We start from the raw sequence: 19,854 nt of genomic DNA, 5'->3' as shown, positions 1-19,854 counted from the left end.
TCGTGCTGAGTAGAGACCGAGTAGCTTCGTCAGAAGCGTATCGAGGGCTCGTATCGAAGCATGGGTTCCGCGCGCCAGCCTGTCCTTCGATACGCCCCCTCGATACGCCGCTGCGCGACTACTCGGTGGCTACTCGGGACGAACGGTAGGGGCCGGGGGGGGGGCAGCGGAGCGCATCGGCACAGGAAGACGACAGGCGGGGCTGAGTTACCGCCCAAGCTCCATCCACCGCAGCACCGGCTTCAGCGGCGCGATCCAGATCAGGCCGGTGAACACGTAGAATACCAACTGCCCCAGCCAGTGCCAGCTGCCGACGATGTTCGACAAGCTGACGATGGCTACGCACCACACCAGGATCAGGAGCAGGATGCCGAGCATGCCGACGGGTTTGCGCCAGGTTGGCGTCATGGCGTAATCCAGTCTGATTCGGTGGCGATGGCGTGGAGTGGGACGTCCCACGGGTCTGGCGTCAGCGTGTCGACTTCCTGCACCGACAACGCAACCCCGACGCGCCAGGCGTTCGGGTGCGCGAGGAAGGCGCGGTCGTAATAGCCGGCGCCCTGGCCGATCCGGTTGCCGCTGCGATCGAAGCCGACGAGCGGCGTCAGGATGATGTCGGGTTCGAGTTCGGCGGCGTCTTCGGCGGGCTGGTGCAACCCGAAGGGTCCGGCGATCAGCGCGGCCTCGGTCGCCCACGACAGGAAGCGCATCGGCAGCGAGCGGCGGACGACATGGGGCAGGGCGATGATGCATCCGGCATCGACCGCAGCGCGCGCAAAGGGCGAGGGATCGGCCTCGCCGCCGAACGGGACATAGGAGGCGACCGTCAATCCGGGTTTCAGCCGTGCCAGAAACGCGGACGGCACTGGAAGCTCGACCGGCGGGCGCGCTTCCCGCGCGGCGCGGAGTGAGGCTCTCAGCGCGCTCTTGTTGGTCATGCGCTTGCGACCCTGAGATAGGGGGAAGATGGTGGTGTGGCGGGCCCACCATGGCCGTGTGCCGGGTTATCCACTGACGCACGGTACGTCAGGTGGGGACCATGTGCTTCGGACCAGGATCCTAACAGGGACAGCCCCCTATGGATGATGAATAGCCTCAGGGATAATAAAGGCTCGTACCGGGCAGAACCCGCCACAGCCAATCTAGGCGTTGGGCGGGCTAAGCTCAAGGGCTTGTGCGAGGCCTTCGAGACGATCGGCGATCCGGGTAAGTGCGATCTCGCTGACCGCGGAGCCTTCGGGTGGGCGATGCGCGGCTTCGTCGAGGTCGTCGGCGAGCATCAGCGCGACGAACAACATCGCGCGCTCCGCGCTGAGGCCGCCTGCGGCACGGTCCGCGGTGGCCCAGCGTTCGGCGACCATCGCACCCAGCAGGCGCACGCGCGACTCTTCGCCGTCACGGCAGGCGACGGCGTGGGGACGGCCGCCGATATCGAGCATGACCTGGGCCATCAGTTGGGGCTCCCGCGCGTGATGACGTCGTCGAGCGCGGCGACGGCTTCGGCCATCCGCGCCTTGAGCGCGGCGTGGCGCTTGGCGAGCGCGTCGCCGGCTTCAGTGCGGGCTGCAATGGCGGATTCGATCCGTGCGATCGCGGCGTCGATCCGTTCGACGGCAGTTGGTCCGTCGGGAAGTGTTTCTGACATGCCATGCGAGATAGCATGGACGGGGGGTGCGACAAGTCGGTTTAGGCGAAACCCATCACCATCCACGGTGTTGACAGGGCGCCCCACCGCCCCGCAAAGGCTGCGCGCCCGGAACGGACTCGCGGGCGTAGCGGAGAGACAGCAATGACGGTCAAGGTTGCGATCAACGGTTTCGGGCGCATCGGCCGTCTCGTCGCCCGTGCGGTACTCGAACAGTCGAACGGCGCACTCGAACTCGTCGCGATCAACGATCTCGGCGATGCGAAGTCGAACGCCTGGCTGTTCAAGCGCGACAGCGTGCACGGCAAGTATCCGGGTGAGGTTTCGGCCGAGGGCAACGAGCTGGTCGTCGATGGCAAGCGCATCCGCGTCACCGCCGAGCGCGATCCCGCCAACCTGCCGCACGCCGAGCTGGGCGTCGACATCGTCCTCGAATGCACCGGCTTCTTCACCGACAAGGCTAGCTGCCAGAAGCATCTCGATGCGGGCGCCAAGAAAGTACTGATCTCGGCACCGGGCAAGAACGTCGACCTGACCGTCGTTTACGGCGTCAACCACGACAAGCTGACCGCCGAGCACACGATCGTCTCGAACGCGTCGTGCACCACCAACTGCCTCGCGCCCGTCGCCAAGGTGCTGAACGATGCGATCGGCATCGAGCGCGGCCTGATGACGACCGTCCACGCCTACACCAACGACCAGAAGATCCTCGACCAGATCCACCCCGACCTGCGTCGCGCGCGTGCTGCGGCGATGTCGATGATCCCGACCACGACGGGTGCCGCGCGTGCGGTTGCCGAAGTGCTGCCGGAGTTGAAGGGCAAGCTCGACGGCTCGGCGATCCGCGTGCCGGTGCCGGACGTTTCGCTGATCGACCTGACCTTCACCCCGTCGCGCGATACGACGCGTGAAGAGGTGAATGCGGTGCTGAAGGCGGCGTCCGAGAGCGGCCCGCTGGTCGGCGTGCTCGACTGGTCGGACGAGCCGCTCGTCTCGATCGATCTCCAGCATACCCCGGCGTCGTCGACGATCGACAGCCTGGAGACCGCGGTGATCGACGGCAAGCTGGTGCGCGTCGTCAGCTGGTACGACAACGAGTGGGGCTTCTCGAACCGGATGGTCGATACTGCGACCGCGATGGCCAAGTTCATCTGAAGGTAGACGGACGCTGCGTTCCTACAACTTCCGCTCCGGACAAAACCGTCATCCCAGCGAAAGCTGGGATCACGCCCTCCTAGCCCGTCATCCCAGCGAAAGCTGGGATCTCCCCGTTCGGGTTGCAGCACCCGCCAACAGGGATACCCCAGCTTTCGCTGGGGTGACGGCTTGAAGGAAGGATGATGACGGTCGGCCCCGAGGTGGGCACGATCGCCGGGATCGCCCGCCACGCCCGCGCCAAGGGCCCGATGGAGGTCATCGACGATGTCGAGATCACCATCGAGGCTGGCCTGCACGGCGACTTCCGCGGTCGCGTGAAGCCGGGCGGCAAGGGGCGGCGGCAGATCACGTTGCTCGAACGTGGTGACTGGGACGCGGCGATGGCTGAAGTCGGGCGCGATATTCCGTGGTACGAGCGGCGTGCCAATCTGCTGGTCGACGGCTTCGACCTTCCCCAGATACCCGGCACGCGGCTGCGCATCGGCGCGGACGTCGTGCTAGAGGTGACGCGTCACACCGATCCATGCGACCGCATGGATGCACTGGCGCCAGGATTGTTCGCCGCGCTGGCGCCGGATTGGCGGGGCGGGGCCTGTACCCGAGTTTTGATGGGCGGCAGAATCGCCGTCGGTGATGAGATCAGGATCGAAGAACCATGACCAAGCCATTCAAGACGCTCGACGATATGGGCGATGTCCAGGGCAAGCGCGTGCTCGTCCGTGAAGACCTCAACGTGCCGATGGCCGAGGGTCATGTTACCGACGATACCCGCCTGCGCGCGACCGTCGCGACGGTTGGCGAGCTTGCCGACAAGGGCGCGATCGTCCTCGTCCTCGCCCATTTCGGCCGTCCGAAGGGCGTGCCGAGCCCCGAATTCTCACTGTCGCAGGTCGTGAAGCCGTATAGCGAAGTGCTCGGCCGCGAAGTCCGCTACATCGACTGGGAAGGCGCGGATGACGCCGTCGCGACGCTCGACCCCGGCGACATCGCGGTTCTGGAGAACACGCGGTTCTTCGGCGGCGAGGAAACCAACGACGCGGCTGTCGTCCAGCGGTTTGCAAGCCTTGGCGATCTGTACGTCAACGACGCCTTCTCCGCCGCACACCGCGCACATGCTTCGACCGAAGGCCTTGCCCACGTTCTTCCCGCCTTTGCCGGCCGCGCGATGGAAGCCGAACTCGACGCGCTCCAGAAGGCACTCGGCGAGCCCGAGCATCCAGTCGCGGCGGTCGTCGGTGGCGCGAAGGTGTCGTCGAAGCTCGACGTGCTGCGCCACCTCGTCACCAAGGTCGATCATCTGATCATCGGCGGCGGCATGGCGAACACCTTCCTCGCGGCACGCGGCGTCGACGTCGGCAAAAGCCTGTGCGAGCATGAGCTTGCGAGCGTTTGCGAACAGATCATGGAAGCTGCGGACAAGGCGAACTGCACGGTTCATCTGCCGTACGACGTCGTGGTCGCCAAGGAGTTCAAGCCGAACCCCGCCACCCGTACGGTCAACGTGCACGAAGTCGCCGCCGACGAGATGATCCTCGACGTCGGTCCGGCGGCAGTAGAGTCGCTCGGCGACGTGCTCAAGAATTGCCGCACGCTGGTGTGGAACGGCCCGCTCGGTGCGTTCGAGACGGTGCCGTTCGACAAAGCGACCGTCGCCCTCGCAAAGACCGCCGCAGCATTGACCGAAGGCGGTTCGCTCGTCTCGGTCGCGGGCGGTGGCGATACGGTTGCGGCGCTTAATCACGCTGGCGTCGCGGAAGCGTTCACCTTCGTTTCGACCGCAGGCGGCGCGTTTCTCGAGTGGATGGAAGGCAAGGACCTTCCTGGCGTCGCGGCGCTGACGCGCTAAGGCGCCGGTTCCCGCAGCAACGGGACCAGCAGGGTATTGAGTTCATCCAGGTCGAACGCGCCGGCTTTCGCATAGCGAACCACGCCGGCGCGATCGATGATGTAGTTGGTGGGGAGGGCGCCCATCACCGCGAACGGCCCCTTGATTCGCCGCGCCGACGGGATCGCCATGGCCGCGACCAGGGGTTTCAGCCTGGAGGCAGGCAGAGAATCCTCCGTCGCCACCGCGAACACGCGCAGGCCGTTGTCCTTGCGAATGCGGTAATAGCTGTCGAGCAGCGGCAGTTCCGCCTTGCACGGCCCGCACCACGTCGCCCAGAAGTTCAGCACGACGACCTGCCCGCGCAGGTCGGCATTGTGCACCTTGGTCCCGTCGATCAGCGTCATTTCGAAGTCGGGTGCGCGTTCGCCCACCTTCACGGCCGCTGGTGCCGCGGATGTCGCCATCAACGCCGCGCACGCCATGACCCAGCGTAAAATCGTCATCGGCCCTGTCTCCCCTTCGCCAGTCTCGGCGTCGAACGCCGCTCCGTCAATCGTGCAGCCAATCGAGCGGACGGGGATTGATCTCGACGGTCGGCGGGCCTATGTTTAACATGTTAAACGGAGAGACTCGGATGCTCGGCGTCAGGCTCGATAGCGAACTCGAAGAGCGGCTCGCGGCAGTTGCGCGCACCCAAGGGCGCAGCAAGAGCGATATCGCACGCGAAGCCGTACGTCGCTATGTCGAGCGCCACGACGAGGCTTTCCTTGCCGAGGCGAAGCGCCAGTCGCTCGCGGCGGCGGATCACGATAGGCAAGCAGGTGAAGAGGATTGGGACGCACTCATCGGGGCGCCCCCTGCATGAAATTCGTCCGCGGTATGATCGTCGTCGGAGCGGGCAAGGGCGATTTCTCTGGCAAGCCGCGCCCCTTTCTTGTCGTCCAATCAGACCTTTTTGCAGATCACGAGACGATTTCTCTGTGCCCGCTGACCAGCGTCATTAGCGGGACGAACCTGTTTCGCGTGTCGCTCGAGGCATCGGCGGAAACCGGCCTGTTTCGCGATAGCGAGATCCAGATCGACAAGGTTGATACGCTCGACCGCAACAAGGTCGTTAAGATTATCGGTACGATACCCATCACCACCATGACCCGAGTCGATGACGCGCTGCGCCGCTGGCTCGAACTTTAAGACAGGATTTCAGCATGACATCGACGATTACTCCGCAAGTCAAAACCATTCTCGACAAGTACGAAGCCACCAGTCCGGCGGTGAAGGCGAACCTCGCGCGCATCCTGATGCAGGGCAAGCTCGGCGGCACCGGCAAGCTCGTGATCCTGCCGGTCGACCAGGGCTTCGAGCATGGCCCTGCGCGCAGCTTCTCGGTCAATCCTCCGGCGTACGACCCGCATTATCATTACCAGCTGGCGATCGATGCCGGGCTCAGCGCCTATGCAGCGCCGCTCGGCATGCTCGAAGCGGGGGCGGATACGTTTGCCGGGCAGATCCCGACGATCCTGAAGTGCAACAGCTCGAACAGCTGGGCGACGACGATCGACCAGGCGGTGACGGCGACGGTGTCGGACGCGGTGCGGCTGGGCTCGGCGGCGATCGGCTTCACGATCTATCCCGGCGCGGACCAGTTCTTTGACCTCGTCGAGGAAATCCGCGAGCTGAGCGAAGAGGCCAAGTCGGTCGGCATCGCCACCGTGATCTGGTCGTACCCGCGCGGCGGCGAGCTGACCAAGGACGGCGAGCTCGCTTTGGACGTCGGCGCCTATGCCGCGCACATCGCGGCGCTGCTCGGCGCGCACATCATCAAGACCAAGCTGCCGACCGCGCATATCGAGCAGAAGGAAGCCAAGCCGCTCTACGCGAACTCCGACTGGTCGAAGCAGTCGGACCGCGTGAAGCACGTCGTCCAGTCGAGCTTTGCCGGGCGTCGCATCAACGTCTTCTCGGGCGGCGCGTCGAAGGGCGAGGACGCGATCTTCCAGGACGCGCGCGACATTCGCGACGGCGGCGGCAACGGCTCGATCATCGGCCGCAACACCTTCCAGCGCCCGCGCGACGAGGCGCTGGCGATGCTCGACCGGATCATCCGGATCTACAAGAACGAGGAATAAGCCTCGGTTTGACTGCACGTCACCTCGGTCATGCGCCGGGGTGACGTGGCCGGCATGAGCGGCTAGGGGGCGGAAATGACCGAATTCGAAGATCCGCTGGGCCCGCTCGATCCCAATTTCGCCGAGAATTTCCGCCGCGATATGCGTCGGCCGGCTTGCCAGCTTTACCTGGTGTCGCCGCTGGACGTCGGTGGCGACTTCCCGGAGCGTCTTGCTCGGGCGCTTGATGCTGGCCCGGTGGCTGCGTTCCAGTTTCGCGTGAAAGATATCGATCAGCATGCAGCTGCGGCGCTGGGCGAGCCGTTGCGCGCGATCTGTGCTGAGCGCGATGTCGCGTTCATCGTCAACGACGATATCGGGTTGGCGAAGCGGCTCGATGCTGACGGCGTGCATCTCGGGCAGGACGATGGCGATCCGCGCGAGGCGCGGGCGCAGCTTGGGCCCAATGCGCAGATCGGCGTGAGCTGTCACGGCAGCCGTCATCTGGCGATGGAAGCGGGCGAGGCGGGCGCCGATTACGTTGCGTTCGGCGCGTTCTATCCGACGACGACGAAGATCGCGACGCACACCGCCGAGCCGGTGATCCTGTCTTGGTGGTCGACGCTGTTCGAGATGCCGTGCGTCGCGATCGGTGGGATCACGCCAGAAAATGCCGCGCCGCTCGTGGCGGCCGGTGCGGATTTCATTGCGGTGTCAGGCGCCATTTGGGGCGGCGATGAGGTCGCCGCAGTCAAGGCGTTTGCCGAGGTTCTTGCGCAGCGCTGAGATCGCGCTGAACCGTTGGAAACAACCGTCGTCCCGACCGTTTGATGCAGCGGCGTAACGGTTTGGGATGATGGGCATGGTGGCATTTGCGATGAAGGCTTCGGTTCTTGCGGCCTGCTTGCTGGGTGCCGCTTCGCCCGCATTGGCGCAGACGGCGCCAGCCAAGCCCGCGCCGATCGATCGCAACATCCTGCATGTGCAGGTAATCCTCGACCATCTCGCCTTTGGGCCGGGCGTGCTCGACGGGCGCGGCGGGCAGTCGCTGGTGGCGGCGCTGAAGGGGTTCCAGGAGGCGAAGGGACTGCCGATCACTGGCAAGCCTGACGCGCGGACGTTGCAGGCGCTGTATCCGTACCGCGCTGCTCGGCCGACCGTGACGGTCGTGCTGACGCCGGAAATGCTGGCGGGGCCGTTCGTCAATCCGTTCCCGAAGGATCCCGCCAAGCAGGCCGAGCTCCCGTCGCTGGGCTACAAGACCGTCATGGAGAAGCTCGGCGAGATGTTCCACACGACGCCGGCGGTGATCGTGGCGCTGAACTCGCCGACGACGAAGCTGGCACCGGGGACGAAGGTGGTGTTCCCGAACGCTCTGCCGACCTCGCGCGCGTACGATCCAAAGCTGAAGCCGGACTGGATCGCCACGCTCACCATGCTGAACGTCGACGCGAAGCAGCCTCAGGCGGACCATATCGTCGTCGACAAGTCGGATGGCGTGCTCCGCGTGCTCGACGCGAACGACAAGCTGATCGCGCAGTTCTCCGCGACGATGGGATCGGGCCATGACCCGTTGCCGCTCGGCACGTGGAAGATCTACGGTTCGGATTACAACCCGAAGTTCCACTTCAATCCTGCGCTGTTCTGGGATGCGAAGAAGGGGCAGCAGAAGGAGATGCTGCCGCCGGGGCCGAATGGTCCAGTCGGCGTCGTCTGGATGGATCTGTCGAAGGAGCATTACGGCATCCACGGCACGCCGAACCCCGAGACGATCGGGCGTGCGGAGAGTCATGGCTGCATTCGCCTGACCAACTGGGATGCGGCGCGATTGTCGATGATGATCAAGCCGGGGACCAAGGCCGTGTTCCAGGACTGAGGCGATGACGCGGACGTTCTGGATCATTCTTGGGCTGATCGTGGTCGTGGTCGGCGGTTTTGCCTCGATGATGTCGTTCGGGAGCAGCGGTAGCGGCATCGAGCGGCGGGTGCCTTGGCGCAAGCCGGTGCCTCCGGCTCAGATTGCTACCGTTTCCGTGACGCCGGGGGCGCTGGTTGTCCCGGTGGCTGGCGTTCCGCGAAAAGCGATTGCGGACAGCTGGAACGGTGCGCGGGGGGGCGGTCTGCGCGGCCACCATGGCACGGACATCATGGCGCCGGGCGGCACGCCCGTAGTTGCAGCCGCGCCGGGACGGATCGAGAAACTGTTCCAGAGCGCACTCGGTGGCGTCACGCTGTACGTCCGCTCGCCCGACCGCCGCTGGACCTATTATTACGCGCATCTTGCCGGCTACGCGGCTGGCCTTCGCGAGGGGATGGCGGTCAAGGCGGGTGATACGCTCGGTTATGTGGGCGACACCGGCGATGCGGGGGCAGGCAATTACCACCTCCATTTCGGGCTGACCAAGATGCAGCCAGGGGAGCGCTGGTGGCAGGGTGAGAACGTCAACCCGTACCCGCTGCTTGCCGGACGCGAGCGCGCCCGCTAAAGCCCGCCGCTTCGGGTTTCCACAGAGCCACGCCTTGATGGCCATGCTTCGCGGACGGCCCCTAGCTCTTTCCAGCAGGAATCGGTCATGAAGATCAACGCGGTCGAGATTCGTCCCGGCAACATTCTTGAATATGAGGGCGGCATCTGGCGCGCCGTCAAGATTCAGCATACCCAGCCCGGCAAGGGCGGTGCCTATATGCAGGTCGAGATGAAGAACCTCATCGACGGCCGCAAGAACAACACCCGCTTCCGCTCCGCCGAGAGCGTCGAGAAGGTGCGGCTCGAGACCGTCGACTTCCAGTTCCTGTTCCGCGAAGGCGACATGCTTACCTTCATGGACAAGATCAACTACGAGCAGATCTCGCTCGATGCCGACATCCTGGGCGACGCCGCGGCGTTCCTGCAGGACGGCATGGACGTGGTGATGGAGCTCTGGGAAGAGCGGCCGATCTCGGTCCAGCTGCCTGATACGATCGAGGCGCTGATCGTCGAGGCGGATGCCGTCGTAAAGGGGCAGACGGCCTCGTCTTCGTATAAGCCCGCGGTGCTCGAGAACGGCGTCCGCGTGATGGTCCCGCCGCATATCGGCGCGGGCACGCGGATCGTCGTCGATGTCTACGAGCAGACCTACGTGCGTCGCGCGGACTAAATTCCCCGTCCGCTTGCGGGAGGGGTTAGGGGAGGGCCTTCTTCCAGCTTCGCGTATCGGTTCAAGCCCTCCCCCGACCCCTCCCGCAAGCGGGAGGGGAGGAGATTTCTAATGCCCAGCCATTCCGGCATCATGACCGTCATCGAGCGCGCCGCCCGCAAGGCCGCGCCGCGCCTGCGCCGCGACTTCAACGAGGTCCAGCAGCTCCAGGTGAGCCGCAAGGGTCCAGCCGACTTCGTCAGCCAGGCCGACCAGCGCGCCGAGCAGACGATCTTCGAAGAACTGTCGCACGCGCGTCCCGACTGGGGCATGCTGATGGAAGAGCGCGGCGAGGTCGAGGGCGATCCGAACAAGCCGCGCTTCATCGTCGATCCGCTCGATGGGACGTCGAACTTCCTCCACGGCATCCCGCATTTCTGCATCTCGATCGCGGTCGAGGAGCCGATGCCGAACGGCAAGCGCGAGGTCACCACCGCGTTGGTGTATCAGCCGCTGACCGACGAGAGCTTCTGGGCGGAGAAGGGGCGGGGGGCGTGGCTCACGGACCAGCGTCTCCGCGTGTCGTCGCGGCGTGATTTGTCCGAATCGCTGATCGCTACGGGGATTCCGTTCCTGGGGCATGGCGACTTCGCGCAGTGGAGCCGGATTTTCGGCGCGGTTGCGCCTGAGGTTGCTGGGATCCGTCGTCTTGGTGCTGCGGCGTTGGATCTGGCTTGGCTTGCAGCCGGGCGTTTCGACGGGTTCTGGGAATCGAACCTGAAGCCTTGGGACGTTGCAGCCGGCATGTTGCTGGTGAAGGAGGCCGGCGGTTTCGTCACCGACTTCCGCGGCGGCGACCGCGCTATGGAGCGTAACGAGTTCCTCGCTGCGAACGATGCATTGCACTCGCGTCTTCACAAGCTGGTGGCCGGCGCGCTGCGCTAAGGCGGATGAACGATCCTCCCCCGCAAGGGGGAGGTGGCTGGCGTTTGCCAGTCGGAGGGGGAGGTAAGGGCAACCTCTGTTCCGCGTCCCCCCCCCCCTCCGTCACCTTCGGTGCCGCCTCCGCCTGGCGGGGAGGATCGTGAGGTCTGACGGCGTCAGCGCGCAGTCCGTCATGCCGGCTTGTTCCGGCATCCACTCGCGCAAACATCTCCCGTCGTTTGTTTGCGGTGCCGGGGACCTCGGGGCTACTCGGTGTATCCCCTAGAGCCGAAGTCAGCTTGTCTCCCCGCGAAGGCGCGGATCCAGACTGGGCTTCCGCCTTCGCGGAAGAACAAGGAGGCGGGGGCTGTCTTTCGAACGCGGCGTCGTCTTCGCTTCTCAGCAAGGCGCCGAACACGTCCGAGGTGACGGATCGGTATCGGCGACGTCATGGAGCGCCAGCGCTCGTGTACGCCGAGTAACGCATGTTTCCCGCCACCCCGGTCCCTCCACTTGCGAGTGATTCTCACACCCTCCACGCCTTGCCCATCACCCCCCATCGGCCTAAAGCGGCCCCGTTCCGTTCGCACTTGCGAGAAGCAATTTGGTCGACCTGTCGCACTATCTTCCGATCCTCCTGTTCCTCGGGATCGCCATCGCATTGTCGAGCACGTTCGTGTTCCTGCCGATGGCCGTCTCGCGCCTCACGGGGTCACACAAGCCTACGCCTGAAAAGCTCAGCGAATACGAGTGCGGCTTTCCCGCATTCGAGGATCCGCGGAGCCAGTTCGACGTACGCTTCTACCTGATCGCCATCCTCTTCATCATCTTCGATCTCGAGGCCGCGTTCCTGTATCCCTGGGCCGTCTCGGTCTTCACGCTCGGCTGGACCGCGTGGATTTCGATGATGATCTTTATCGGCGAATTGGCCCTTGGCCTCGTCTACGCATGGAAGAAGGGAGCACTCGATTGGGAGTAGAGCTTCAGCCCGCACCCGGTTCGCCCAGCTCGCTGGTGCCACCCGACCAGGGCTTTTTCGACGGATTGAACGGTGAGCTGACGGACAAGGGTTTCCTCGTCACGTCGACCGAGGAGCTGTTCCAGTGGGCGCGTACCGGCTCGCTGTGGTGGATGACGTTCGGGCTCGCCTGCTGCGCGGTCGAGATGATCCACGTCAACATGCCCCGCTACGATCTGGAGCGCTTCGGCGCCGCACCGCGCGCGTCGCCGCGTCAGTCGGACGTGATGATCGTTGCCGGTACGCTGTGCAACAAGATGGCCCCTGCATTGCGCAAGGTCTACGACCAGATGTCGGAGCCGAAGTACGTAATCTCGATGGGATCGTGCGCGAACGGCGGCGGCTATTATCATTACAGCTACAGCGTCGTGCGTGGCTGCGATCGGATCGTGCCCGTGGACATCTACGTCCCCGGGTGCCCGCCGACGGCTGAGGCATTGCTGTACGGCATCATGCAGTTGCAGCGGAAGATCCGGCGGTCCGGGAGCATCGAGCGTTGAGGGCTCCCGCACCCGCTTACGCGTCGAACGACGGTGTGATCGACAGCGCCCGCGCGGCGCTCGGCAGCATGTTGCTCGATGCGGTCGACCATGTCGGCGAAGTCGCATTGCACGTTCGTCGCGAAGATCTGTACGACGCGATGATCGCGCTGCGCGACACGCCGGGGCTTGCCTATCAGCAGCTCATGGAGATCGCCGGCGTCGACTATCCGGATCGGCCTGAGCGGTTCGAAGTCGTCTATTGCATGCTGTCGCTGACGCGGAACCACCGCCTGCGCGTGCATGTCGCGACCGACGAGGAGAAGCCGGTGCCGTCGGTGACGGACATCTGGCCGGTCGCCGGCTGGCTCGAACGCGAAGTGTACGACATGTACGGCGTGCTGTTCAGTGGCAATCCGGACCTGCGCCGCATCCTGACCGACTATGGTTTCCGCGGTCATCCGCAGCGCAAGGACTTCCCGCTGACCGGGTATGTCGAGCTGCGCTATTCGGAAGAGTCGAAGCGCGTCGTGTACGAGCCTGTGCAGCTTGCGCAGGATTTCCGTACGTTCGATTTCATGAGCCCGTGGGAGGGCGCGAACTACGTCCTTCCGGGTGACGAGAAGGGCGCATTGCCCGAGGCCAAGGGCGCGCCGACGCCGCTCAAGGCTGACACGATCGTGAAGGCGGACGCGGCGCAGTCGCCGACCCAGGCGCCGACCGAACCCAAGAGCACCGAGTCGACCGCGCAGACGGGCGCCGGCAAGTCGGAGTCTGATGCGACGCCGAAGCCTGCGAATCCCGACGTGGTCCCGACCAAGGGTGGAGGACAGAACCAGTGAGTCTGTATGTCGAAGAGCTTCTGGGCGAAGCCGACGCAGCCGATCCCACGACCGGCGACGTCACGATCCAGAATTACACGATCAACTTCGGTCCGCAGCATCCGGCGGCGCACGGCGTGTTGCGCCTGGTCATGGAGCTCGACGGCGAGATCGTCGAGCGTGTCGACCCGCATGTCGGCCTGCTTCACCGCGGCACCGAGAAGCTGATCGAGTACAAGACCTACACGCAGGCGCTGCCGTATTTCGATCGTCTCGATTACTGCTCGCCGCTGTGCATGGAGCATAGCTGGGTGCTGGCGGTCGAGAAGCTGCTCGACCTCGAAGTGCCCGAGCGTGCGCAGTATCTGCGGGTGTTCTTCGCCGAGCTGACACGCATCTCGAACCACATGCTCAATCTGGGCTCGCACGTGATGGACGTCGGCGCGATGACGCCGAACCTGTGGCTGTTCGAGATCCGCGAAGACTGCATGAACTTCTTCGAGCGTGTCTCGGGGGCGCGTATGCACTCGAACTATTTCCGCCCTGGTGGCGTACATCAAGATGCGCCGCTGAAGCTGCTCGCCGACATCGGCGACTGGCTCGACACGCGCCTGCCGCGGCTGTTCGAGGATGCGATCTCGCTCGTCGCGGATAACCGCATCTTCAAGCAGCGCAACGTCGACATCGCCGTGGTTAGCCGCGACGATGCGATCAAATGGGGCTTCTCCGGCCCGATGATCCGCGGCTCGGGTATCGCCTGGGATCTGCGCAAGTCGCAGCCTTATGATGTGTACGCGAAGATGGATTTCGAGGTGCCGGTCGGCACGCGCGGCGATTGCTATGACCGGTTCATGGTGCGCGTCGAGGAAGTGCGCCAGTCCGCGCGGATTATGAAGCAGTGCCTGCGCGACATGCCCGAGGGGCCGATCGCGTCGCTCGATCGCAAGGTCGTGCCACCCAAGCGGGCCGAGATGAAGCAGTCGATGGAAGCGCTGATCCATCACTTCAAGCTCTATACCGAGGGCTTCCACGTGCCCGCCGGCGACGTCTATGTCGCGACCGAAAGCCCTAAGGGCGAGTTCGGCGTGTATCTCGTCGCCGATGGCTCGAACAAGCCGTACCGCTGCAAGATCCGCCCGACCGCGTTCTCGCATCTGCAAGCCATGGACTTCATGGCGAAAGGCCACATGCTGGCGGATACGACCGCGATCCTCGGTGCGATGGATATCGTTTTTGGTGAATGTGACCGCTGATGGCTGAAGCTCCGAAAATTCCCGACGAGGCCGAGACCCGCGCTCGCTGGGGTTCGTTCGCGTGGACGGACGAGAACCAGGTGAAGGCGAACGAGATCCTTGGGCGCTATCCGAAGGGTCGCGAGCAGTCGGCGTCGATCCCGTTGCTCGATTTGGCGCAGCGCCAGGTCGGCGCGGAAACGCAGACGCAGGGCTGGTTGCCGGTACCGGTGATCGAGTTCGTCGCGCGTCAGATCAGCGTGCCGTACATGCGCGTGTATGAGGTCGTCACCTTCTACACGATGTTCAACCTCTCGCCGGTCGGTCGCTTCCACGTCCAAGTCTGCGGCACGACGCCGTGCATGCTGCGCGGGTCGGACGACGTTCTTGCCGCCTGCAAGAACCGCGGTCTGGTCAAGGGCGGCACGACGCCGGACGGGATGTTCACGCTGACCGAAGTCGAGTGCTTGGGCACGTGCGCGAACGCGCCGATGGTGCAGATCAACGACGATAACTTCGAAGATCTCGATTACGACAAGACGACCGAGATCCTCGAGGCGTTGGCCAATGGCGGGCACCCGAAGCCGGGTCCGCAATTCGGTCGTCGCGCGAGCTGCCCCGAAGGCGGGCCGACCTCGCTGAAGGCGATGGTCGACGCGAACCACGATTACCGGGGGGAGTGGGCCTGATGCTCGCCGACAAGGACCGCATCTTTACCAACGTCTACGGTTTCCAGCCGTGGAACATCGACGCGGCGATCATGCGCGGCGATTGGGACAACACCAAGGACCTGATGGCGCTCGGCCAGGACGCGATCATCGACGTGATGAAGGCGTCTGGTCTGCGCGGCCGTGGCGGCGCGGGCTTCCCGACCGGCACGAAATGGTCGTTCATGCCGAAGGAGCCGAAGCCGGACCGGCCCAACTTCCTCGTCATCAACGCCGATGAATCCGAGCCGGGCAGCTGCAAGGATCGCGAGATCATCCGCCACGATCCGCACAAGCTGATCGAGGGCGCGCTGATCGCCGGGTTCGCGATGCGCGCGCGCGCCGCGTACATCTACATCCGCGGCGAATATATTCGCGAGGCCGAGACATTGTTTGCGGCCGTCGCCGAGGCGTATGACCGCGGCTTCATCGGCAAGAACGCATGCGGGTCGGGTTACGATTTCGATGTGTTCGTCCACCGGGGTGCTGGCGCCTACATCTGCGGCGAAGAGACCGCGATGCTGGAGAGCCTCGAGGGCAAGAAGGGCCAGCCGCGGCTGAAGCCACCTTTCCCGGCAGGTGCAGGCCTCTACGGCTGCCCGACGACGGTCAACAACGTCGAGTCGATCGCAGTCGCGCCGACGATCCTGCGGCGCGGTGCTGCGTGGTTCTCCAGCTTCGGCGCGGAGAACAACCGCGGCACGAAGCTGTTCCAGATCAGCGGCCATGTGAACAAGCCGTGCGTGGTCGAGGAGGAGATGAGCATCTCGTTCCGCGACCTGATCGAGACCCATTGCGGTGGCATCCGGGGCGGCTGGGACAATCTGCTCGCGGTGATCCCGGGTGGTTCTTCGGTGCCGCTCGTGCCCGCCGCGCAGATCATGGACTGCGCGATGGACTTTGACGGCCTGAAGGCGGTCGGGTCGGGCCTCGGCACCGCGGCGATCATCGTCATGGACAAGTCGACCGACATCGTCCGCGCGATCAGCCGCATCTCGTACTTCTACAAGCACGAGAGCTGTGGCCAGTGCACGCCGTGCCGCGAGGGCACCGGCTGGATGTGGCGCGTGATGGAGCGGATGCGCACCGGCGACGCCGAGCTGTCCGAGATCGACATGCTTCAGCAGGTCACCAAGCAGGTCGAGGGTCACTCGATCTGCGCGCTGGGCGACGCCGCAGCATGGCCGATCCAGGGCCTGATCAAGCATTTTCGCCCCGAGATGGAACGCCGTATCCGCGAACGTGGTGGCGACACCGCGCCGATGATGGAAGCCGCAGAGTAATGCCCTTAGTCAAAGTCGATGGCGTAGAGATCGAGGTGCCGCAGGGCGCCACCGTGCTGCAGGCGTGCGAGCTTGCCGGCAAGGAGATCCCGCGTTTCTGTTATCATGAGCGCCTGAGCATCGCTGGCAATTGCCGGATGTGCCTGGTCGAGGTGAAGCCTGGTCCGCCCAAGCCGCAGGCGTCGTGCGCGCTGCCGGCGGCGGACAAGCAGGAGATCTTCACCAACTCACCGATGGTGAAGAATGCCCGCGAGGGCATCATGGAATTCCTGCTGATCAACCATCCGCTCGATTGCCCGATCTGCGATCAGGGCGGCGAGTGCGATCTCCAGGACCAGTCGGTCGCGTACGGCCGCGGCCATTCGCGCTACGACGAGAACAAGCGCGCGGTCACCGAGAAGTATATGGGTCCGATCGTCAAGACGGTCATGACCCGCTGCATCCAGTGCACGCGCTGCATCCGGTTCGCCGAGGAAGTGTCCGGCGTCGAGGAAATCGGTGCGATCTTCCGCGGCGAGGACATGCAGATTACCTCGTATCTCGAGAATGCGGTCAAGAGCGAGCTCAGCGGCAACGTCGTCGATCTGTGCCCGGTCGGTGCGCTGACGTCGAAGCCATATGCGTTCGAGGCGCGTCCGTGGGAATTGCGCAAGACGCTGACGATCGACGTGATGGACGCGGTCGGCACCAACATCCGGCTCGACAGCCGTGGTCGCCAGGTGCTGCGTTGCGTTCCGCGGATCAACGAGGACGTGAACGAGGAGTGGGCGACCGACAAGACGCGCCACGCGATCGACGGCCTCGTGCGTCGTCGTCTCGACAAGCCTTATGTCCGGGTGAACGGCAAGCTGGTTCCCGCGACGTGGGACGAAGCGTTTGCGGCGATCAAGGCGGTTAACGCCGGGTCGAGCGTCGCGGCCGTCGCCGGCGATCTGGTTGATTGCGAGACGATGTACGCCGCCAAGGCGCTGCTTGCGAAGATGGGGTCGACCCTGCTCGAAGGCCGTCAGACCGGCATGGAGTATGACGCGACGAGCATCGCTGCGGTGAATTTCAACACGACGATCGCCGGCACCGAGCGTGCCGATGCGATCCTGCTGGTGGGCACCAACCTGCGCTGGGAAGCGCCGCTGGTGAACACGCGGGTGCGCAAAGCGATCAAGAAGGGCGCGAAGGTCTTCGCGATCGGGCCGGAGACGGACCTGACGTACAAGGTCGAGTGGCTTGGTGACGATCTGGCGCTGCTCGGCGCGCTGCCCGAGGCGGTGACCGAGGCGTTCGGCAAGGCCGAGCGTCCGATGGTGATCGTCGGTGGCGGCGCGCTGAAGGGTGGCCATGCGGCTGCGCTGAAGCTGGTCGATACGCTGGGTCTCGTGAAGGACGGCTGGAACGGTTTCAACGTCGTTCACATGGCGGCCTCGCGGATGGGCGGGCTGATGCTCGGCTATGCGCAGAAGGGCGGTATCGCCGACGTGATGGGGGCGAAGCTCGGCTTCTTCCTCGGCGCGGACGAGGTGGACTATTCGAAGTTCGCCGGCTTCAAGGTGTTCGTGGGCCATCACGGCGACAAGGGGGCGGCGGCTGCCGACGTCATCCTGCCGGGTGTGACCTATGCCGAGAAGTCGGGGACGTGGGTCAATCTCGAAGGGCGTGTCCAGCGCGGCGAGCGTGCGGTGTTCGCACCGGGCGATGCGCGTGACGACTGGTCGATCTTCCGCGCGCTGTCCGACACGCTCGGCCACACGCTGCCGTTCGACAGCTTCGAGGGGCTGCGCGAGGAAATGTACGCGGACGTGCCTGCGTTGCGTCATCAGGCGCTCGCGACGTTCGAGTGGAACCCTCCTTCGCTTCAGGGTGAAGGGCAGGGCGCTCTCGCCGGCTATCCGATCAAGGATTTCTACCTGACTAACGCGATCTGCCGTGCGTCGCCGACGATGCAGCGCTGCTCGGCCGAACTTCTCCACGGAGAAGATTACGCGGAGGCAGCCGAATGATCTCCTGGTTCGAATCCTCGCTCGGTTACGACTGGGCCTTCTTCCTCGCGACGATCATCGACATCCTCGTGATCGCACTGCCGCTGATGCTGGCGGTGGCGATGATCATCTATGCCGACCGCAAGATCTGGGCGGCGATGGCACTGCGCCGCGGTCCTAACGTCGTCGGTCCGTTCGGTCTGCTGCAGAGCTTTGCCGACGGCCTGAAGGTGTTCCTGCAGGAGACGATCGTCCCCGCAGCCGCCAACCGGACGCTGTTCCTGCTGGCGCCGATCATCACCTTCACGGTCGCGCTGATCGTCTGGGCGGTGGTGCCGTTCGGGGTCGGCGTCGTCCTCGCGGACATCAACGTCGGGCTGCTCTACGTTCTCGCGGCCTCGTCGCTCGGCGTCTACGGGATCATCCTGTCGGGCTGGGCGTCGAACTCGAAATACCCGTTCTACTCGGCGCTTCGTGCGGCCGCGCAGATGGTGTCGTACGAAGTCGCGATCGGCTTCATCCTGATTTCGGTCGTGCTGTGGACCGGCAGCTTCAACCTGTCCGCGATCGTGATGGCGCAGAAGTCGCACGTCTGGTTCTTCAACGGGTACATCCTCAACCCGCTGATGTTCCCGATGGCGGTGATGTTCTTCATCTCGTCGCTGGCCGAGACGCAGCGTGCACCGTTCGATCTGACCGAGGCGGAGAGCGAGCTCGTCGCCGGGTACCAGACTGAATATTCGTCGATGTCGTTCGCGCTGTTCTGGCTCGGCGAGTACGCCAACGTGCTACTGATGTGCGCGCTGAACGCGACGCTGTTCTGGGGCGGGTGGCTGCCACCGGTCGACTGGGCGCCGCTGTATTACGTGCCGGGGATCATCTGGCTGTTCGCCAAGATCCTGTTCTTCTTCTTCCTGTTCAGCTGGGTGAAGGCGACGGTGCCGCGCTATCGCTACGATCAGCTGATGCGGCTCGGCTGGAAGGTCTTCCTTCCCGTCTCGCTGTTCTGGGTTTTCCTCGTGTCGGGCTATCTCATGCTGACGCGCGTTGGAGTGGGTTCATGAGCGTCGCTCAGATCATCAAGTCGTTTACCCTGTGGGAATTCGTGAAGGCGCACGCGTTGACGCTTCGCTATTTCTTCAAGGAAAAGGCGACGATCAACTATCCGTACGAGCGCAATCCGGTGTCGCCGCGGTTCCGTGGCGAGCATGCGCTGCGTCGTTATCCGAATGGTGAAGAGCGGTGCATCGCGTGCAAGCTGTGCGAGGCCGTGTGCCCCGCACAGGCGATCACGATCGAAGCCGAGCCGCGTGACGACGGTTCGCGCCGTACCACGCGCTACGACATCGACATGACCAAGTGCATTTACTGCGGCCTGTGTGCCGAGGCGTGCCCGGTCGATGCGATCGTCGAGGGGCCGAACTACGAGTTCGCGACCGAGACGCGCGAAGAGCTGATCTACGACAAGTCGAAGCTGCTTGATAATGGCGACCGTTGGGAAAGCGCGATCGCGGCGAACCTTGCCGCCGATGCGCCGTACCGTTAATGGCGCGCTCATTCTTCTC

General features: G+C 64.5%; 25 protein-coding genes. 20 read left to right on the top strand and 5 right to left on the bottom strand.

The annotated features are described in order from the left end of the window. Positions 1-207: 207 nt before the first annotated feature. The 4 genes from AC59GX_RS18255 to AC59GX_RS18240 form a co-directional block, all read right to left on the bottom strand. Positions 208-408, bottom strand: a complete 201-nt coding sequence (locus AC59GX_RS18255; protein WP_107962004.1) for a DUF2842 domain-containing protein — start codon at positions 406-408, stop codon at positions 208-210. After that, positions 405-938 carry a 5-formyltetrahydrofolate cyclo-ligase gene (locus tag AC59GX_RS18250; protein WP_426281926.1) on the bottom strand — a complete coding sequence of 178 codons (534 nt, stop codon included), beginning with the start codon at positions 936-938 and terminating at the stop codon, positions 405-407. Before AC59GX_RS18250 ends, AC59GX_RS18255 begins: the two co-directional genes overlap by 4 nt. A gap of 204 nt (positions 939-1,142) precedes the next feature. After that, positions 1,143-1,451, bottom strand: a complete 309-nt coding sequence (locus tag AC59GX_RS18245; protein ID WP_056048487.1) for a cell division protein ZapA — start codon at positions 1,449-1,451, stop codon at positions 1,143-1,145. Further along, on the bottom strand, positions 1,451-1,645 hold the full coding sequence (locus AC59GX_RS18240) for a hypothetical protein (protein ID WP_181321090.1): 195 nt from the start codon (positions 1,643-1,645) through the stop codon (positions 1,451-1,453). Before AC59GX_RS18240 ends, AC59GX_RS18245 begins: the two co-directional genes overlap by 1 nt. A 144-nt stretch (positions 1,646-1,789) precedes the next feature. On the opposite strand from AC59GX_RS18240, the gene gap reads away from it, so the two are divergent. The 3 genes from gap to AC59GX_RS18225 all read left to right on the top strand — a co-directional run bounded on the left by gap (position 1,790) and on the right by AC59GX_RS18225 (position 4,649). Then, complete coding sequence (gene gap / locus AC59GX_RS18235) at positions 1,790-2,800, top strand: type I glyceraldehyde-3-phosphate dehydrogenase (RefSeq protein WP_056048489.1); 1,011 nt, start codon at positions 1,790-1,792, stop codon at positions 2,798-2,800. Positions 2,801-2,985: 185 nt separating this feature from the next. Next, positions 2,986-3,462 (top strand): MOSC domain-containing protein, encoded by a 477-nt coding sequence (locus tag AC59GX_RS18230; protein ID WP_497302140.1) that lies wholly within the window; start codon positions 2,986-2,988, stop codon positions 3,460-3,462. Then, positions 3,459-4,649: a phosphoglycerate kinase gene (locus tag AC59GX_RS18225; RefSeq protein ID WP_426281929.1), complete on the top strand. Its 1,191-nt coding sequence runs from the start codon at positions 3,459-3,461 to the stop codon at positions 4,647-4,649. Before AC59GX_RS18230 ends, AC59GX_RS18225 begins: the two co-directional genes overlap by 4 nt. On the opposite strand, the gene AC59GX_RS18220 is transcribed toward AC59GX_RS18225, so the two are convergent. Beyond that, on the bottom strand, positions 4,646-5,134 hold the full coding sequence (locus AC59GX_RS18220) for a TlpA family protein disulfide reductase (RefSeq protein ID WP_426281930.1): 489 nt from the start codon (positions 5,132-5,134) through the stop codon (positions 4,646-4,648). The genes AC59GX_RS18225 and AC59GX_RS18220 overlap by 4 nt on opposite strands. Positions 5,135-5,265: 131 nt before the next feature. Here AC59GX_RS18220 and relB point away from each other — a divergent pair, with 131 nt between their 5' ends. From relB to nuoI, 17 genes are all read left to right on the top strand, one after another. Beyond that, positions 5,266-5,496: a type II toxin-antitoxin system RelB family antitoxin gene (gene relB / locus AC59GX_RS18215; RefSeq protein WP_426281932.1), complete on the top strand. Its 231-nt coding sequence runs from the start codon at positions 5,266-5,268 to the stop codon at positions 5,494-5,496. After that, positions 5,493-5,822 carry a type II toxin-antitoxin system PemK/MazF family toxin gene (locus tag AC59GX_RS18210; RefSeq protein ID WP_426281933.1) on the top strand — a complete coding sequence of 110 codons (330 nt, stop codon included), beginning with the start codon at positions 5,493-5,495 and terminating at the stop codon, positions 5,820-5,822. Before relB ends, AC59GX_RS18210 begins: the two co-directional genes overlap by 4 nt. 14 nt (positions 5,823-5,836) lie before the next feature. Then, a complete protein-coding gene (locus tag AC59GX_RS18205; RefSeq protein WP_426281934.1) occupies positions 5,837-6,757 on the top strand; it encodes a class I fructose-bisphosphate aldolase in 921 nt (306 codons plus the stop codon). A gap of 75 nt (positions 6,758-6,832) precedes the next feature. Continuing rightward, on the top strand, positions 6,833-7,522 hold the full coding sequence (gene thiE, locus AC59GX_RS18200; RefSeq protein WP_426281935.1) for a thiamine phosphate synthase: 690 nt from the start codon (positions 6,833-6,835) through the stop codon (positions 7,520-7,522). 76 nt (positions 7,523-7,598) lie between these two features. Beyond that, a complete protein-coding gene (locus tag AC59GX_RS18195; RefSeq protein WP_497302139.1) occupies positions 7,599-8,612 on the top strand; it encodes a L,D-transpeptidase family protein in 1,014 nt (337 codons plus the stop codon). Positions 8,613-8,616: 4 nt separating this feature from the next. Then, the gene (locus tag AC59GX_RS18190) at positions 8,617-9,222 is read left to right on the top strand and encodes a M23 family metallopeptidase (RefSeq protein WP_426281937.1); all 606 of its coding nucleotides are present in this window, start codon (positions 8,617-8,619) and stop codon (positions 9,220-9,222) included. 87 nt (positions 9,223-9,309) lie between these two features. After that, a complete protein-coding gene (gene efp, locus AC59GX_RS18185) occupies positions 9,310-9,873 on the top strand; it encodes an elongation factor P (protein WP_056482276.1) in 564 nt (187 codons plus the stop codon). Positions 9,874-9,984: 111 nt separating this feature from the next. Beyond that, the gene (locus tag AC59GX_RS18180; protein ID WP_056048515.1) at positions 9,985-10,797 is read left to right on the top strand and encodes an inositol monophosphatase family protein; all 813 of its coding nucleotides are present in this window, start codon (positions 9,985-9,987) and stop codon (positions 10,795-10,797) included. A gap of 583 nt (positions 10,798-11,380) precedes the next feature. Continuing rightward, a complete protein-coding gene (locus AC59GX_RS18175; RefSeq protein WP_056048518.1) occupies positions 11,381-11,755 on the top strand; it encodes an NADH-quinone oxidoreductase subunit A in 375 nt (124 codons plus the stop codon). Beyond that, a complete protein-coding gene (locus AC59GX_RS18170) occupies positions 11,746-12,294 on the top strand; it encodes a NuoB/complex I 20 kDa subunit family protein (protein WP_056058310.1) in 549 nt (182 codons plus the stop codon). Before AC59GX_RS18175 ends, AC59GX_RS18170 begins: the two co-directional genes overlap by 10 nt. After that, on the top strand, positions 12,291-13,115 hold the full coding sequence (locus tag AC59GX_RS18165) for an NADH-quinone oxidoreductase subunit C (protein WP_426281938.1): 825 nt from the start codon (positions 12,291-12,293) through the stop codon (positions 13,113-13,115). The genes AC59GX_RS18170 and AC59GX_RS18165 overlap by 4 nt, the downstream gene beginning before the upstream one ends. A 20-nt stretch (positions 13,116-13,135) precedes the next feature. Further along, positions 13,136-14,347 (top strand): NADH-quinone oxidoreductase subunit D, encoded by a 1,212-nt coding sequence (locus tag AC59GX_RS18160; RefSeq protein WP_426282433.1) that lies wholly within the window; start codon positions 13,136-13,138, stop codon positions 14,345-14,347. After that, positions 14,347-15,015, top strand: coding sequence for a complex I 24 kDa subunit family protein (locus AC59GX_RS18155; protein ID WP_426281939.1), 669 nt, complete (start codon positions 14,347-14,349; stop codon positions 15,013-15,015). The genes AC59GX_RS18160 and AC59GX_RS18155 overlap by 1 nt, the downstream gene beginning before the upstream one ends. Then, a complete protein-coding gene (gene nuoF / locus AC59GX_RS18150) occupies positions 15,015-16,316 on the top strand; it encodes an NADH-quinone oxidoreductase subunit NuoF (protein WP_056050371.1) in 1,302 nt (433 codons plus the stop codon). Before AC59GX_RS18155 ends, nuoF begins: the two co-directional genes overlap by 1 nt. Further along, complete coding sequence (nuoG, locus tag AC59GX_RS18145) at positions 16,316-18,310, top strand: NADH-quinone oxidoreductase subunit NuoG (RefSeq protein WP_426281940.1); 1,995 nt, start codon at positions 16,316-16,318, stop codon at positions 18,308-18,310. The genes nuoF and nuoG overlap by 1 nt, the downstream gene beginning before the upstream one ends. Continuing rightward, positions 18,307-19,353, top strand: a complete 1,047-nt coding sequence (gene nuoH, locus AC59GX_RS18140) for an NADH-quinone oxidoreductase subunit NuoH (protein WP_056058320.1) — start codon at positions 18,307-18,309, stop codon at positions 19,351-19,353. The genes nuoG and nuoH overlap by 4 nt, the downstream gene beginning before the upstream one ends. Continuing rightward, positions 19,350-19,835, top strand: a complete 486-nt coding sequence (gene nuoI / locus AC59GX_RS18135; RefSeq protein WP_055877898.1) for an NADH-quinone oxidoreductase subunit NuoI — start codon at positions 19,350-19,352, stop codon at positions 19,833-19,835. Before nuoH ends, nuoI begins: the two co-directional genes overlap by 4 nt. Positions 19,836-19,854: the final 19 nt, after the last annotated feature.

The organism is Sphingomonas sp. 320_CC, assembly GCF_059691795.1.
This window is presented reverse-complemented; position numbering and strand designations above follow the sequence as displayed.

Excerpts from the sequence above, each read along its gene's own strand:
- nuoI (WP_055877898.1), top strand. The coding sequence starts at position 19,350 with ATGAGCGTCGCTCAGATCATCAAGTCGTTTACCCTGTGGGAATTCGTG.
- nuoH (WP_056058320.1), top strand. The coding sequence starts at position 18,307 with ATGATCTCCTGGTTCGAATCCTCGCTCGGTTACGACTGGGCCTTCTTC.
- nuoF (WP_056050371.1), top strand. The coding sequence starts at position 15,015 with ATGCTCGCCGACAAGGACCGCATCTTTACCAACGTCTACGGTTTCCAG.
- AC59GX_RS18255 (WP_107962004.1), bottom strand. The coding sequence starts at position 408 with ATGACGCCAACCTGGCGCAAACCCGTCGGCATGCTCGGCATCCTGCTC.
- relB (WP_426281932.1), top strand. The coding sequence starts at position 5,266 with ATGCTCGGCGTCAGGCTCGATAGCGAACTCGAAGAGCGGCTCGCGGCA.
- AC59GX_RS18205 (WP_426281934.1), top strand. The coding sequence starts at position 5,837 with ATGACATCGACGATTACTCCGCAAGTCAAAACCATTCTCGACAAGTAC.
- thiE (WP_426281935.1), top strand. The coding sequence starts at position 6,833 with ATGACCGAATTCGAAGATCCGCTGGGCCCGCTCGATCCCAATTTCGCC.
- AC59GX_RS18190 (WP_426281937.1), top strand. The coding sequence starts at position 8,617 with ATGACGCGGACGTTCTGGATCATTCTTGGGCTGATCGTGGTCGTGGTC.
- AC59GX_RS18240 (WP_181321090.1), bottom strand. The coding sequence starts at position 1,645 with ATGTCAGAAACACTTCCCGACGGACCAACTGCCGTCGAACGGATCGAC.
- efp (WP_056482276.1), top strand. The coding sequence starts at position 9,310 with ATGAAGATCAACGCGGTCGAGATTCGTCCCGGCAACATTCTTGAATAT.
- AC59GX_RS18195 (WP_497302139.1), top strand. The coding sequence starts at position 7,599 with ATGGTGGCATTTGCGATGAAGGCTTCGGTTCTTGCGGCCTGCTTGCTG.
- AC59GX_RS18220 (WP_426281930.1), bottom strand. The coding sequence starts at position 5,134 with ATGACGATTTTACGCTGGGTCATGGCGTGCGCGGCGTTGATGGCGACA.
- AC59GX_RS18210 (WP_426281933.1), top strand. The coding sequence starts at position 5,493 with ATGAAATTCGTCCGCGGTATGATCGTCGTCGGAGCGGGCAAGGGCGAT.
- AC59GX_RS18245 (WP_056048487.1), bottom strand. The coding sequence starts at position 1,451 with ATGGCCCAGGTCATGCTCGATATCGGCGGCCGTCCCCACGCCGTCGCC.
- AC59GX_RS18250 (WP_426281926.1), bottom strand. The coding sequence starts at position 938 with ATGACCAACAAGAGCGCGCTGAGAGCCTCACTCCGCGCCGCGCGGGAA.
- AC59GX_RS18155 (WP_426281939.1), top strand. The coding sequence starts at position 14,347 with ATGGCTGAAGCTCCGAAAATTCCCGACGAGGCCGAGACCCGCGCTCGC.
- gap (WP_056048489.1), top strand. The coding sequence starts at position 1,790 with ATGACGGTCAAGGTTGCGATCAACGGTTTCGGGCGCATCGGCCGTCTC.
- nuoG (WP_426281940.1), top strand. The coding sequence starts at position 16,316 with ATGCCCTTAGTCAAAGTCGATGGCGTAGAGATCGAGGTGCCGCAGGGC.
- AC59GX_RS18230 (WP_497302140.1), top strand. The coding sequence starts at position 2,986 with ATGACGGTCGGCCCCGAGGTGGGCACGATCGCCGGGATCGCCCGCCAC.
- AC59GX_RS18180 (WP_056048515.1), top strand. The coding sequence starts at position 9,985 with ATGCCCAGCCATTCCGGCATCATGACCGTCATCGAGCGCGCCGCCCGC.
- AC59GX_RS18225 (WP_426281929.1), top strand. The coding sequence starts at position 3,459 with ATGACCAAGCCATTCAAGACGCTCGACGATATGGGCGATGTCCAGGGC.